We start from the raw sequence: 16,002 nt of genomic DNA, 5'->3' as shown, positions 1-16,002 counted from the left end.
GAAACTCTATATTTTAATAGGGTTTTTGTTATTAGAATAAATGAACCAGAATTGGGTTAATCTTCTATTATTTTAATAAGTTAATATATATTTTAGATGTATATTATATGGTATTGATTTTTATGTCATGTTTATAAAGTTTTGTTGTCTATTTTTTATTCAAAAATAATTAATATAAAAATATTATTAATTTATTTGAAAAATGTGTGAACTGGTTCATATTATTATGAAAATTATAATTAATGCTATTGTTTTTTTTCTTTTTTTTATATTCTTTTAAGAAAGTGATGTAGAAAATTATTACATAAACTCTTATTTTTTTTAAGTGTTTTTGAAAATAAAAATAAATTCCCTTGTTTCATTTAAGGGTTCGGAAAATGAAATAGTAATAAAAGAGGTGGGTATTATGGATGTTAAAAGATTAATATTGGTGGTTGGGTGCTCATTATTCTGGATTGGATGTTCAACTACGAATAAGAAGCCCCCTTTTGAACATTGGAATCAATTTGGTTCAAAACCTTATTTACAGCCTAAAGTTATTAAGGAAGGTCATACTCAGGTTGTATTTATTCGTGATAAAGACGGATTAAAAGGGCCAGCAGCAAATGTTTTCATTGAAGGACATTATTTAACGTCATTACTACCTGGTTCATTTAAAGCATTACAGTTATGTTCACGACCTACCCACATAAATGCAATTTATACGCAAAGTGCTATGAATTATGCAAATGCACGTCGACTGAGTCCTACGCAGTCCTTGACGGAAGGTGCGACACAATATTTCAGGTTGGTTGAAGGTACGAATAAAGCGATACAAGTGCAAGAGTTGACAGAGGCTCAGGCGCAATCATTGTTACCTGATCTTAGAGAAGCCGTTGCGACTAAATCGCGTGTAAAAGAGATCGAAGAATGTGCACAGCCTGTATATGTTCAAGTACCAGTCAAAACAGTACTTAAAAAATACACTTTACAAGCCAGTACATTATTTAATTACGCGAAGTCTGGTCCAAATGATTTGACTTCTCAAGGTCGTAAAGAAGTTGCTGAAATCGCTTCTGAAATTACTCAGGATCAAGAAGCTATTAGCCATATTGCTGTTATTGGATATACAGATCCTGTTGGGTCAGATAATTCGAATCAACAACTCGCACAACGTAGAGCAGAAACAGTACGAGCACTGTTGGTTCAAAATGGAGTAATGAAAAAGAATATTTTAGTTGAAGGGCGTGGTGAGCAGGAACTTGTGGTGAGTGATTGTGATCAGAAGTATGCCAATGATAAGGCAGCACGTGAGCAATGTGATTTTCCAAATAGACGGGTAGAAATTATCACCTATGGAATAAAAGTTGAATAAACATTGCTCTCTGTATTTATTCACAATTTTAACAATCGAGTCATAAGAAAAGGATAAATAAAATGCCAAATCAAACAGTCACTATAAAATTACATGATGCGAAAACCATTATTTCGGCTTTGCAAGTTACTAAAGGCCACGATCAGCCTGTAACGATTCAGGCGCAAAAAGGGATTAATTATGAGTTGATTGATGATGCAACTCAATTTGCACCAGAAAATATCAAAATTCAGCGTGTAGGTAATGATCTATATATAAGCTTTGAAGATGATGGTACGAATGCGCTGGATCCTGATCTGGTTATTCAGGGTTATTACGGTACTGATGGGACGACAACCAATTTACTGATTGGTCTGCATGAAAATGGCAGTTATTACGCTTATGTACCTGAAACAGGTGCTCAGCAACATGCAGTCAGTATGCTCGCTGATCAAGTGAGTGTTGCACAAGCCTTGGGCGGTGAGCCATTAACCTCTGCATCATATGAATTTAATCCATATTGGTTGCTTGCTTTAATTCCTCTAGTCGGTTTAGCCGCTGCTGGAGGTGGCGGCGGAGGTGGAGGTGGTACACCAGCTCCATCTGCGGACAAACCTGATGTAGTGGCTTTAAATGGTGGTGTAGTTACGGTTAAACCTGGCTCAAATAATGTTAAACAAGTCATTACCTATACCGATGAATCTAATAATTCAGTGTCCTTAACAGCAACAAAAGGTTCGGATGGTAAATGGAGTCTAGATAAAACCCCAACAGGTGTAAGTATTGATTCATCAACAGGTTTGGTGACTATCGGTATGGATGCTGTGAAAGATGGTAGCACGGTGACTTCTACGGGAACCAATTCAAGTAATAATACCGCGACTGATAGCGATACGGCTAAGGTGGATGATAGTACTCCAACTTCGGCAGATGCACCTGATGTTGTTGCTTTAGCGACAGGTGCTGTTGCTATAAAGCCTGGTGCAGATAATGTTAAGCAAGTTATTACCTATACAGATGAAACCAATAATGCTGTGACTTTAACAGCAACAAAAGGGGTTGATGGTAAATGGAGTCTAGATAAAACGCCTAGCAATGTTGCAATTGACCCTGCAACGGGCTTGATTGCGCTTGGTCCAGATGCAGTCAAAGATGGCTCAATCGTTAAGTCCGTGGGTACTGATGCGTATAACAACACTGCGACAGACAGTGATACGGCCAAAGCAGATGAGACCGATCCTCAAGGTACAGATTTAATTGCAGATAAACCTGATGTATTGGCGCTGGTGGGTGGTTCTGTAACAGTCACCCCTGGTGCAGATAATATTAAAGAGGTTATTCGTTATACTGATGAATCCAATAATCCTGTGATTCTAACGGCAACTAAGGGTGCAAGTGGAGTTTGGAGTTTAGACAGTACACCAACTGGTGTGATTATTAATCCTGTGACAGGTGTTGTTACTATTGGAATGGAGGCTGTAAAAGATGGAAGTACCGTCACTTCAGTGGGTTCAGATCAATTTGACAACACTGCGAATGATAGTGATATAGCCAAAGCAGATGTTTCAAGCTACACAATAACCTTTGATTCGATTACCACCGACACTGGCAGTTCCAGCAGTGATTTTATTACCAATGATAACACTTTGTTGTTTAAAGGTACGGTAGATCTAGCTAATGGCAACAGCCTTAGTGTGAAAGTCGGTGACAAGACCTATAGCACCAGTGACCTCAATTCAAAATTAACAGTAGATGGTTCAGGTAACTGGACCCTGAATCTCACAGGCAGCGCTTTGGCAGATGGTACTTATCCTGTTGTTGCAACGGTTAAGGATACAGCGGGCAACAGCAAAAGTACCACCAGCCAAAATGTGGTGATTGACACCAAGATCGACACCGATAATGACGGTCAAACCGTGACCTTTGATTCGATCACCGATGATACAGGTACCGCAGGCGACTTCATCACCAATGACAACACCTTGCTGTTTAAAGGTACGGTCGATCTGGCTGATGGCAATGCTCTCAGTGTAACGGTTGGTGCGACCACCTACACCACTGCCGATCCACGCTTAACGGTTGATCCAACAGGGAATTGGACCCTAGACCTGACGGGTACCCCCTTGGCCGATGCAACCTATGCGGTGGTGGCGACGGTCACAGATACCGCAGGGAACAGCAAAAGTACCACCAGCCAGAACGTGGTGATTGACACCAAGATCGACACCGATAACGACGGTCAAACCGTGACTTTCGATTCGATCACCAACGACACTGGCAGTTCCAACAGTGACTTCATCACCAATGACAACACCTTACTGTTTAAAGGTACGGTGGATCTGGCTGATGGCAACAGCCTCAGTGTAACGGTCGGTGCGACCACCTACACCACTGCCGATCCACGCTTAACGGTTGATCCAACAGGGAATTGGACCCTAGACCTGACGGGTACCCCCTTGGCCGATGCAACCTATGCGGTGGTGGCGACGGTCACAGATACCGCAGGCAATACTGCAAGCACGACCAGCCAGAACGTGGTGATTGACACCAAGATCGACACCGATAACGACGGTCAAACCGTGACTTTCGATTCGATCACCAACGACACTGGCAGTTCCAACAGTGACTTCATCACCAATGACAACACCTTACTGTTTAAAGGTACGGTGGATCTGGCTGATGGCAACAGCCTCAGTGTAACGGTCGGTGCAGCCACCTACACCACTGCCGATCCACGCTTAACGGTTGATCCAACAGGCAATTGGACTCTAGACCTGACGGGCACCACCTTGGCCGATGCAACCTATGCGGTGGTGGCGACGGTCACAGATACCGCAGGGAACAGCAAAAGTACCACCAGCCAGAATGTGGTGATTGACACCAAGATCGACACCGACAACGACGGTCAAACCGTGACTTTCGACTCGATCACCAACGACACTGGTAGTTCCAACAGCGACTTCATCACCAATGACAACACCTTACTGTTTAAAGGTACGGTGGATCTGGCTGATGGCAACAGCCTCAGTGTAACGGTCGGTGCGACCACCTACACCACTGCCGATCCACGCTTAACGGTTGATCCAGCAGGGAATTGGACCCTAGATTTAACGGGTACTCCTTTTATTGATGGTACCTATCCAGTGATTGCCACAGTGACCGACACCGCGGGCAATACTGCGAGCACGACCAGCCAGAATGTGGTAATTGACACCAAGATCGATACCGATAATGACGGTCAAACCGTGACCTTTGATTCGATCACCAACGACACTGGTAGTTCCAACAGCGACTTCATCACCAATGACAACACCTTACTGTTTAAAGGTACGGTGGATCTGGCTGATGGCAATACTTTGAGTGTCAGTGTGAACGGTATTACCTATAATACAGGCGACCCGAAACTAACTGTGGATGGCTCAGGCAACTGGACCCTAGATTTAACGGGCAGTCCTTTTATTGATGGTACCTATCCAGTGATTGCCACAGTGACCGACACCGCGGGCAACAGCAAAAGTACCACCAGCCAGAATGTGGTAATTGACACCAAGATCGATACCGATAATGACGGTCAAACCGTGACCTTTGATTCGATCACCAACGACACTGGTAGTTCCAACAGCGACTTCATCACCAATGACAACACCTTACTGTTTAAAGGTACGGTGGATCTGGCTGATGGCAATACTTTGAGTGTCAGTGTGAACGGTATTACCTATAATACAGGCGACCCGAAACTAACTGTGGATGGCTCAGGCAACTGGACCCTAGATTTAACGGGCAGTCCTTTTATTGATGGTACCTATCCAGTGATTGCCACAGTGACCGACACCGCGGGCAACAGCAAAAGTACCACCAGCCAGAATGTGGTGATTGACACCAAGATCGACACCGACAACGACGGTCAAACCGTGACCTTTGATTCGATCACCAACGACACTGGCAGTTCCAACAGCGACTTCATCACCAATGACAACACCTTACTGTTTAAAGGTACGGTGGATCTGGCTGATGGCAATACTTTGAGTGTCAGTGTGAATGGTATTACCTATAATACAGGCGACCCGAAACTAACTGTGGATGGCTCAGGCAACTGGACCCTAGATTTAACGGGCAGTCCTTTTATTGATGGTACCTATCCAGTGATTGCCACAGTGACCGACACCGCGGGCAACAGCAAAAGTACCACCAGCCAGAATGTGGTGATTGACACCAAGATCGACACCGACAACGACGGTCAAACCGTGACTTTCGACTCGATCACCAACGACACTGGTAGTTCCAACAGTGACTTCATCACCAATGACAACACCTTACTGTTTAAAGGTACGGTGGATCTGGCTGATGGCAATACTTTGAGTGTCAGTGTGAACGGTATTACCTATAATACAGGCGACCCGAAACTAACTGTGGATGGCTCAGGTAACTGGACCCTAGATTTAACGGGCAGTCCTTTTATTGATGGTACCTATCCAGTGATTGCCACAGTGACCGACACCGCGGGCAACAGCAAAAGTACCACCAGCCAGAATGTGGTGATTGACACCAAGATCGACACCGACAACGACGGTCAAACCGTGACCTTTGATTCGATCACCAACGACACTGGCAGTTCCAACAGCGACTTCATCACCAATGACAACACCTTACTGTTTAAAGGTACGGTGGATCTGGCTGATGGCAACAGTCTCAGTGTAACGGTCGGTGCGACCACCTACACCACTGCCGATCCACGCTTAACGGTTGATCCAACAGGGAATTGGACCCTAGATTTAATGGGTACCTCCTTGGCCGATGCAACCTATGCGGTGGTGGCGACGGTCACAGATACCGCAGGGAATACCGCAAGCACGACCAGCCAGAATGTGGTAATTGACACCAAGATCGATACCGATAACGACGGTCAAACCGTGACTTTCGACTCGATCACCAACGACACTGGCAGTTCCAACAGCGACTTCATCACCAATGACAATACCTTACTGTTTAAAGGTACGGTGGATCTGGCTGATGGCAACAGCCTCAGTGTAACGGTCGGTGCAGCCACCTACACCACTGCTGATCCACGTTTAACGGTTGATCCAGCAGGGAATTGGACCCTAGATTTAACGGGTACTCCTTTTATTGATGGTACCTATGCGGTGGTGGCGACGGTCACAGATACCGCAGGGAATACCGCAAGCACGACCAGCCAGAATGTGGTAATTGACACCAAGATCGACACCGATAACGACGGTCAAACCGTGACTTTCGACTCGATCACCAACGACACTGGCAGTTCCAACAGCGACTTCATCACCAATGACAATACCTTACTGTTTAAAGGTACGGTGGATCTGGCTGATGGCAACAGCCTCAGTGTAACGGTCGGTGCAACCACCTACACCACTGCTGATCCACGCTTAACGGTTGATCCAACAGGCAATTGGACCCTAGACCTGACGGGCACCACCTTGGCCGATGCAACCTATGCGGTGGTGGCGACGGTCACAGATACCGCAGGGAATACTGCAAGCACGACCAGCCAGAATGTGGTGATTGACACCAAGATCGACACCGACAATGACGGTCAAACCGTGACTTTCGATTCGATCACCAATGATACCGGTACCGCAGGCGACTTCATCACCAATGACAACACCTTATTGTTTAAAGGTACGGTCGATCTGGCTGATGGCAATACTTTGAGTGTCAGTGTGAACGGTATTACTTATAATACAGGCGACCCGAAACTAACTGTGGATGGCTCAGGCAACTGGACCCTAGATTTAACGGGCAGTCCTTTTATTGATGGTACCTATCCAGTGATTGCCACAGTGATCGACACCGCGGGCAATACTGCGAGCACGACCAGCCAGAACGTGGTGATTGATACAAAAGTGGATAAGGATGGTGATGGGGATATTGTAACCTTCGACTCGATCACCAATGATACTGGCAGTTCTAGCACTGACTTCATCACCAATGACAATACCTTGTTATTTAACGGTACGGTCGATCTGGCTGATGGCAATGCTCTCAGTGTAACGGTCGGTGCGACCACTTACACCACTGCCGATCCACGTCTCACAGTTGATGGTTCAGGCAACTGGACGCTGGATTTAACGGGTTCGGCATTACTCGATGGTAGCTATACCGTAGTGGCAACAGTGACCGATACAATGGGGAATACTGGTAATTCAATTAGTAGAAATGTGGTGATTGACACCAAGATCGACACCGACAATGACGGTCAAACCGTGACTTTCGATTCGATCACCAATGATACCGGTACCGCAGGCGACTTCATCACCAATGACAACACCTTATTGTTTAAAGGTACGGTGGATCTGGCTGATGGCAACAGTCTCAGTGTAACGGTCGGTGCGACCACCTACACCACTGCCGATCCACGCTTAACGGTTGATCCAACAGGGAATTGGACCCTAGACCTGACGGGTACCCCCTTGGCCGATGCAACCTATGCGGTGGTGGCGACGGTCACAGATACCGCAGGCAATACTGCAAGCACGACCAGCCAGAACGTGGTGATTGACACCAAGATCGACACCGATAACGACGGTCAAACCGTGACTTTCGATTCGATCACCAACGACACTGGCAGTTCCAACAGTGACTTCATCACCAATGACAACACCTTGCTGTTTAAAGGTACGGTGGATCTGGCTGATGGCAACAGCCTCAGTGTAACGGTCGGTGCAGCCACCTACACCACTGCCGATCCACGCTTAACGGTTGATCCAACAGGCAATTGGACTCTAGACCTGACGGGCACCACCTTGGCCGATGCAACCTATGCGGTGGTGGCGACGGTCACAGATACCGCAGGGAACAGCAAAAGTACCACCAGCCAGAATGTGGTGATTGACACCAAGATCGACACCGACAACGACGGTCAAACCGTGACTTTCGACTCGATCACCAACGACACTGGTAGTTCCAACAGCGACTTCATCACCAATGACAACACCTTACTGTTTAAAGGTACGGTGGATCTGGCTGATGGCAACAGCCTCAGTGTAACGGTCGGTGCGACCACCTACACCACTGCCGATCCACGCTTAACGGTTGATCCAGCAGGGAATTGGACCCTAGACCTGACGGGTACCACCTTGGCCGATGCAACCTATGCGGTGGTGGCGACGGTCACAGATACCGCAGGCAATACTGCAAGCACGACCAGCCAGAATGTGGTAATTGACACCAAGATCGACACCGACAATGACGGTCAAACCGTGACTTTCGATTCGATCACCAATGATACCGGTACCGCAGGCGACTTCATCACCAATGACAACACCTTGTTATTTAAAGGTACGGTGGATCTGGCTGATGGCAACAGCCTCAGTGTAACGGTCGGTGCGACCACCTACACCACTGCCGATCCACGCTTAACGGTTGATCCAGCAGGCTATTGGACCCTAGATTTAACGGGTACTCCTTTTATTGATGGTACCTATCCAGTGATTGCCACAGTGACCGACACCGCGGGCAATACTGCGAGCACGACCAGCCAGAATGTGGTAATTGACACCAAGATCGATACCGATAATGACGGTCAAACCGTGACCTTTGATTCGATCACCAACGACACTGGTAGTTCCAACAGCGACTTCATCACCAATGACAACACCTTACTGTTTAAAGGTACGGTGGATCTGGCTGATGGCAATACTTTGAGTGTCAGTGTGAACGGTATTACCTATAATACAGGCGACCCGAAACTAACTGTGGATGGCTCAGGCAACTGGACCCTAGATTTAACGGGCAGTCCTTTTATTGATGGTACCTATCCAGTGATTGCCACAGTGACCGACACCGCGGGCAACAGCAAAAGTACCACCAGCCAGAATGTGGTGATTGACACCAAGATCGACACCGACAACGACGGTCAAACCGTGACCTTTGATTCGATCACCAACGACACTGGCAGTTCCAACAGCGACTTCATCACCAATGACAACACCTTACTGTTTAAAGGTACGGTGGATCTGGCTGATGGCAATACTTTGAGTGTCAGTGTGAATGGTATTACCTATAATACAGGCGACCCGAAACTAACTGTGGATGGCTCAGGCAACTGGACCCTAGATTTAACGGGCAGTCCTTTTATTGATGGTACCTATCCAGTGATTGCCACAGTGACCGACACCGCGGGCAACAGCAAAAGTACCACCAGCCAGAATGTGGTGATTGACACCAAGATCGACACCGACAACGACGGTCAAACCGTGACTTTCGACTCGATCACCAACGACACTGGTAGTTCCAACAGTGACTTCATCACCAATGACAACACCTTACTGTTTAAAGGTACGGTGGATCTGGCTGATGGCAATACTTTGAGTGTCAGTGTGAACGGTATTACCTATAATACAGGCGACCCGAAACTAACTGTGGATGGCTCAGGTAACTGGACCCTAGATTTAACGGGCAGTCCTTTTATTGATGGTACCTATCCAGTGATTGCCACAGTGACCGACACCGCGGGCAACAGCAAAAGTACCACCAGCCAGAATGTGGTGATTGACACCAAGATCGACACCGACAACGACGGTCAAACCGTGACCTTTGATTCGATCACCAACGACACTGGCAGTTCCAACAGCGACTTCATCACCAATGACAACACCTTACTGTTTAAAGGTACGGTGGATCTGGCTGATGGCAACAGTCTCAGTGTAACGGTCGGTGCGACCACCTACACCACTGCCGATCCACGCTTAACGGTTGATCCAACAGGGAATTGGACCCTAGATTTAATGGGTACCTCCTTGGCCGATGCAACCTATGCGGTGGTGGCGACGGTCACAGATACCGCAGGGAATACCGCAAGCACGACCAGCCAGAATGTGGTAATTGACACCAAGATCGATACCGATAACGACGGTCAAACCGTGACTTTCGACTCGATCACCAACGACACTGGCAGTTCCAACAGCGACTTCATCACCAATGACAATACCTTACTGTTTAAAGGTACGGTGGATCTGGCTGATGGCAACAGCCTCAGTGTAACGGTCGGTGCAGCCACCTACACCACTGCTGATCCACGTTTAACGGTTGATCCAGCAGGGAATTGGACCCTAGATTTAACGGGTACTCCTTTTATTGATGGTACCTATGCGGTGGTGGCGACGGTCACAGATACCGCAGGGAATACCGCAAGCACGACCAGCCAGAATGTGGTAATTGACACCAAGATCGACACCGATAATGACGGTCAAACCGTGACTTTCGACTCGATCACCAACGACACTGGCAGTTCCAACAGCGACTTCATCACCAATGACAATACCTTACTGTTTAAAGGTACGGTGGATCTGGCTGATGGCAACAGCCTCAGTGTAACGGTCGGTGCAACCACCTACACCACTGCTGATCCACGCTTAACGGTTGATCCAACAGGGAATTGGACCCTAGACCTGACGGGTACCACCTTGGCCGATGCAACCTATGCGGTGGTGGCGACAGTAACTGACACTGCGGGTAATACCGCCACTAGTAATCAAGATGTGGTTATTGATACTGTAGCTGATGCACCAGATGTCATTGCAGTATTGGGCGGTTCAGTGGGTATTGTTCCTGGTGATGATAATCTTCAACAGATCATCACTTATAAGAATGAATTGGATGTTGATGTAACTTTAACTGCGACTAAAGCACTTGATGGAACTTGGAGTTTGGATACAACCCCATTGAATGTCAGTATTAATAGTACAACGGGTGTAGTCAGTATCGGACGTGATGCAATAAAAGATGGCAGTCTTGTTACTTCCATTGGTACAGACCTTTTAGGCAATACTGCTCAGGACAGTGGTACAACATATCCAGATGATACAACACCATCGACTGCAGATGCGCCAGATGTCGTTGCATTGGATGATGGTTCTGTCACTGTAACTCCGGGTGCGGATAATGTTGAGCAGGAAATTTATTATATTGATGAAGAAAATATTCTTGTTGTCTTATCTGCATCACAAGCAGGTGATGGTACTTGGAGTTTGGCAGCAAATCCAATACCAACCCCATTGCCAACAGGGGTAAGTATCAATTCGATTACGGGTGTAGTTACGATTGCTCCAGATGCAGTTAAAGATGGGAGTGTAGTGACTGCTTATGGTTTTGATGTTTCTTCAAATGTGGCCATCGATAGCGATACTGCCAAAGGCGATGTCGTGATCGTCTCTGTCTCAGAAGAAGGCTTGGCAGGAGCAAATGCTGATGCTGTCGGTAACCCTGAGGATACAACAAATTCAACAATGGTATCAGGAACTTTAAATCTTGGTAATTTAACTAATGTGGCTGTAACTGGTCCATCGGGTATCACGTCTGAGGGGCAGCCAGTGACTTGGAATGGTTCGATTACGGCAGGCGTTTATACATTAACGGGAACAGCAGGAGGGAAAGAGGTTGCGGTACTGACACTTTCAACTTCAGGGGCTTACACCTTTACCTTGAAACAGCCGATAGACCACCCAATGGCTTCACTTGAAAACATTTTAGGTCTTGGTTTTACCATAGCTTCTACTGATGGTGTTGGAACAACCAATTCAACTTTGATGATTAATGTTGAAGATGATTCGCCAATCGCTGCTTCAAATACTACATATAATGTTGATGTTCAGCCTGCTACAGTAGAGGGAGAGTTAGTCGTTAGTTATGGTGCAGATCACGGTCATGTGCAAAGTATCACGGTCGATGGTTATACCTTAAGCTATTCACCTGTAACAGATTCAGTTTCAGCTTCAGGAGCAGCAGGTTCAATTACTTATAGCTTTAATGCTGCAAATGATGAGTTAACTATCAACAAAGGCACGGGTGAAGTTCTGGTCGTAGATATGTTGACGGGGCATTATAGTTATTCCTCATTAGCAATAACCGAAACAGCTCAAGCGCCAATTGTGGGAATCAATAAATCTGCCAGCTTATTGGGTCTTGTGAATGCCGATGCTTTAGGTTTGATTGGTATTGGTACCAATCAACTTTTAACAGCAATTGATCCGAATAACGATATTAAATCGGTTGTCGTGAACGCAGGTGCTGCCATCAGTATTGGGGTCTTAAATTACTATAAATTAGATTGGTCTGTTGAGATGGCAGCAGAGTTTGGAATAAAGGTTGTAGAAGAGAATGACATTGTAAATTTACTGTTAGTTACAACCCAATCTTATTCAAAATTGACAATCACATCCTTAGATGGGGGACCAATTGATAACTTAAAATTGAATGAGTTTTTAGCAACTGTTTACGTTCATCAATATGGTATAGATCTAGTATCATTAGGTATAGTGCCGACAATTTCTATTTCTGCAACAGATAGTCAACCCGTGACTTCTAGTACTTCTTATACCGATTTGCTTGGTGTAAGCCTATTAGATCCGAGTAATGACCCAGCAGGTGTGGTAGAGGGTACAAGCGGTATAAATACACTCAATGGAACCAATGGTGATGATCGTTTATATGGTTATGCTGGAAATGATAATTTAACAGGTAACCAAGGGAATGATTTACTTCGCGGTGGGGCGGGTAACGATACTTTAAATGGCGGTGCTGGTAACGACATTTTAAGTGGTGGTACAGGAAATGATACTCTAACGGGTGGCTCAGGCAATGACACCTTCCTTTGGGAGAAAGGGGATCAGGGGACTGTTGTGGCACCAGCAGTAGATACCATTACTGATTTTTCTAAACAACCTGTTGCGGGTGGAGGGGATATTCTCGACTTACGCGGCTTATTAGTCGGTGAATTGGCGAAAGGGACAAGTATTGGAAACTTGGCAAACTATTTATACTTTGTCTTTGATGGTACCAATACAATTCTTTATATCAATACCGCGGGTACGCTTTCGGCTGCAACACCAACTACAACTTCTGATCAGCACATTACATTTACGAATGTAGATTTAGTGGGTAGTTATACCACCCAGCAAGAGATTATTTCGAATTTACTTAAAAATGGAAACCTCTTGGTAGATCAGGCAACCACGAACACGGATTTAAATGGTTCCTCATCTTTTGATGTGGTGATAGTAGATAATGATGGTGATACTGCTTCAACCAATATCACTTTTGACTCAACTTCACCATCTACCTCAACACAACCGAATGTAGCACCGATTGCACAAGCTGCCGATGCGACTTTACTGGGCTTAATTGGTGTAGATGCGCTTGGCATCATTGACTTGAATCAACAGGCTTTTATTGCTGTCGATCAAAATCAAAACTTGCGTTCGGTAGAAGTAAAATTTAATGGTCTACTTACAGTGAATTTGGGAAGTCTTAGTTTCTCTGCTTCAGCTCAATTAGCAGCAGATTTGGGACTCGAAATTCATATTAACAATACATCGGGGATATTGGGTGTTGTTGGAGCAACATCAACAATAACCATTACAGCGGCAGATGGTGGAAATATTGATAATTTAGCTGTGAATGAATTATTAGCCACGATTCAGCTCAATTCCGATGTAAATTTACTCAGTTTGGTTGCAGGTTTGAGTGTGAGCGCCTTGGGTAGTTTTACTGTGACTGCAACCGATAGTTACGGTGCAACAGATTCAGACAGTTTCTCATCATTACTGAATGCTCAGGTGCTACAGAACTTGTTAGGGTCGGGAGGTAATCCTGATATTATTCAAGGAACTTCTGCAAACGATACATTAAATAATAGTGCATCAGGCACTATTCATGAGCGTCTTTATGGTTACGATGGAGATGATACGCTAAATGGTAGTTCTGGAAATGACTTACTCCGTGGTGGAGCAGGGAATGACACCTTAAATGGTGGTGACGGCAATGACCTACTGATTGATGGGAATGGAGCAGATACCTTCAATGCAGGTAATGGCAATGACGTAATCGTTATTTCAGGAACAGGTTTTGTTTCTATTGATGGTGGTGCGGGTACAGATACTTTAACGTTATTGGGTGGAATAGACTTAGATTTAACGACATCGAATAATATTACCAATATTGAGCGTATCGATTTGGGTAATGGTTCAGAAGGTTCGAAATTAACGTTAACTGCCGCTGATGTTCTGGAAGTTACTGGATCAAATACACTACAAATTTTTGGGGATTCACATGATCAGGTGCAAATGATTGGTGCGATTAAAGGTGCAGAATCTACCATTAACGGTGTAACGATGACGCAATATACGCTCGGTGCAAACACAGTATTTGTGGACAATGATATTGTAAATGGTATGGGAGTGATTGTCCTTTAGTTGATCAGCAAACCGTCTTATTTGATTTGAATCACTGCATGAACCTCTCCGATTTATCGGGGAGGTTTTTCTTTATTGAGTTGTTTTTTTGAGTTAGTACTTAATATAAAAAATCCCGCCATCTAGGCGGGATTTTTTCGGATATTTACTTACCAGCTTAACGCACCGCCAGTCTGATAATCTGTCACACGCGTTTCAAAGAAGTTCTTCTCTTTGCGTAAGTCCATCATTTCAGACATCCACTGGAATGGGTTATTCACACCAGCAAATTGTTCAGGTAAGCCTAACTGGCTTAAACGACGGTTACAGATAAACTTCAAGTATTCTTCCATCATTGCAGCATTCATGCCCAATACACCACGTGGCATGGTGTCACGAGCGTATTCGATTTCAAGCATAGTGCCTTCAAGAATCATCTGAATGATTTCTTCTTGGAATTCTGCTGTCCAAAGATGTGGGTTTTCAATCTTGATTTGGTTAATCATATCGATACCAAAGTTCAAGTGCATCGATTCATCACGCAAGATGTATTGGAATTGCTCTGCAACACCGTTCATCTTGTTACGACGACCCATTGACAAAATTTGGCTGAAACCGCAGTAGAAGAAAATCCCTTCAAGTACGCAGTAGAACGCGATCAAGTTGCGCAGCAAAATTTGGTCGTTTTCAGGTGTACCAGTTTTGAAAGAAGGATCACTTAAAGATTGAGTATACTTTAAGCCCCAAGCTGCTTTACGTGCTACAGATGGAACCTCACGATACATGTTGAAGACTTCGCCTTCATCCATACCTAAAGATTCGATACAGTATTGGTAAGCGTGAGTGTGAATCGCTTCTTCAAAGGCTTGACGCAAAATGTATTGACGGCATTCTGGGTTGGTAATGTGACGATAAATTGCCAATACCAAGTTGTTTGCAACCAATGAGTCAGCAGTCGAGAAGAAACCTAAAGAACGCATTACAATGGTACGCTCATCTTCAGTTAAGCCATTTTCAGACTTCCAAAGTGCGATGTCATGGTTCATGTTGACTTCTTGAGGCATCCAGTGGTTTGCACAACCGTCTAGATATTTCTGCCAAGCCCATTCGTATTTGAATGGTACAAGTTGGTTCAAGTCAGCACGACAGTTAATCATAGCTTTATCATCAACTTGTACACGCTGAGCACCCATCTCAAGCTCTTCAAGACCAGGCGCAACGTCCAAGGTTTCTAGAGCGTTAGATGCTCTTGCCAACGGATCGGCTGGATCTGTTGATCGCACTGAACGGGTTCCAGCGGATTGTGGAGCTGCCACATTCTTCTGTGGTTGCTCTGCATCAGATACCAACGGCGCAGCAGGCGCTTTTTGCGGTTCGACGGGCGCAGACTTGTGCTCAGGTGCAGCCGGTTTTTGCGAATCATCTTCTAAATCGTCCCAACTTAGGATAGACATATCAATTCTC

The 16,002-nt window shown here is 45.4% G+C and carries 3 protein-coding genes; 2 read left to right on the top strand and 1 reads right to left on the bottom strand.

Annotated elements, in window-relative coordinates; all coding sequences use genetic code 11:
* The first annotated feature begins 406 nt into the window (after window positions 1-406).
* Window positions 407-1,354, top strand: coding sequence for an OmpA family protein (locus C3F34_RS03025; protein WP_104441046.1), 948 nt, complete (start codon window positions 407-409; stop codon window positions 1,352-1,354).
* A 62-nt stretch (window positions 1,355-1,416) separates the two neighbouring features.
* Entirely contained in the window at window positions 1,417-14,559 is a 13,143-nt protein-coding gene (locus tag C3F34_RS03020) for an Ig-like domain-containing protein (RefSeq protein WP_104441045.1), read from the top strand.
* A gap of 149 nt (window positions 14,560-14,708) precedes the next feature.
* Here the strand turns inward: C3F34_RS03020 and C3F34_RS03015 are convergent, their stop codons facing one another.
* Window positions 14,709-15,992 carry a ribonucleotide-diphosphate reductase subunit beta gene (locus C3F34_RS03015; RefSeq protein WP_016166035.1) on the bottom strand — a complete coding sequence of 428 codons (1,284 nt, stop codon included), beginning with the start codon at window positions 15,990-15,992 and terminating at the stop codon, window positions 14,709-14,711.
* Window positions 15,993-16,002: the final 10 nt, after the last annotated feature.

Origin of the sequence: Acinetobacter sp. ACNIH2 (assembly GCF_002934965.1) — a bacterium.
GTDB classification, from domain to species: Bacteria; Pseudomonadota; Gammaproteobacteria; order Pseudomonadales; family Moraxellaceae; genus Acinetobacter; species Acinetobacter tandoii.
Note: the sequence above shows the minus strand (reverse complement) of the source record. Positions and strands in the feature narration are given on the sequence as shown.

Coding starts and splice junctions, on each gene's coding strand:
- C3F34_RS03015 (WP_016166035.1), bottom strand. CDS start 15,992: ATGTCTATCCTAAGTTGGGACGATTTAGAAGATGATTCGCAAAAACCG.
- C3F34_RS03020 (WP_104441045.1), top strand. CDS start 1,417: ATGCCAAATCAAACAGTCACTATAAAATTACATGATGCGAAAACCATT.
- C3F34_RS03025 (WP_104441046.1), top strand. CDS start 407: ATGGATGTTAAAAGATTAATATTGGTGGTTGGGTGCTCATTATTCTGG.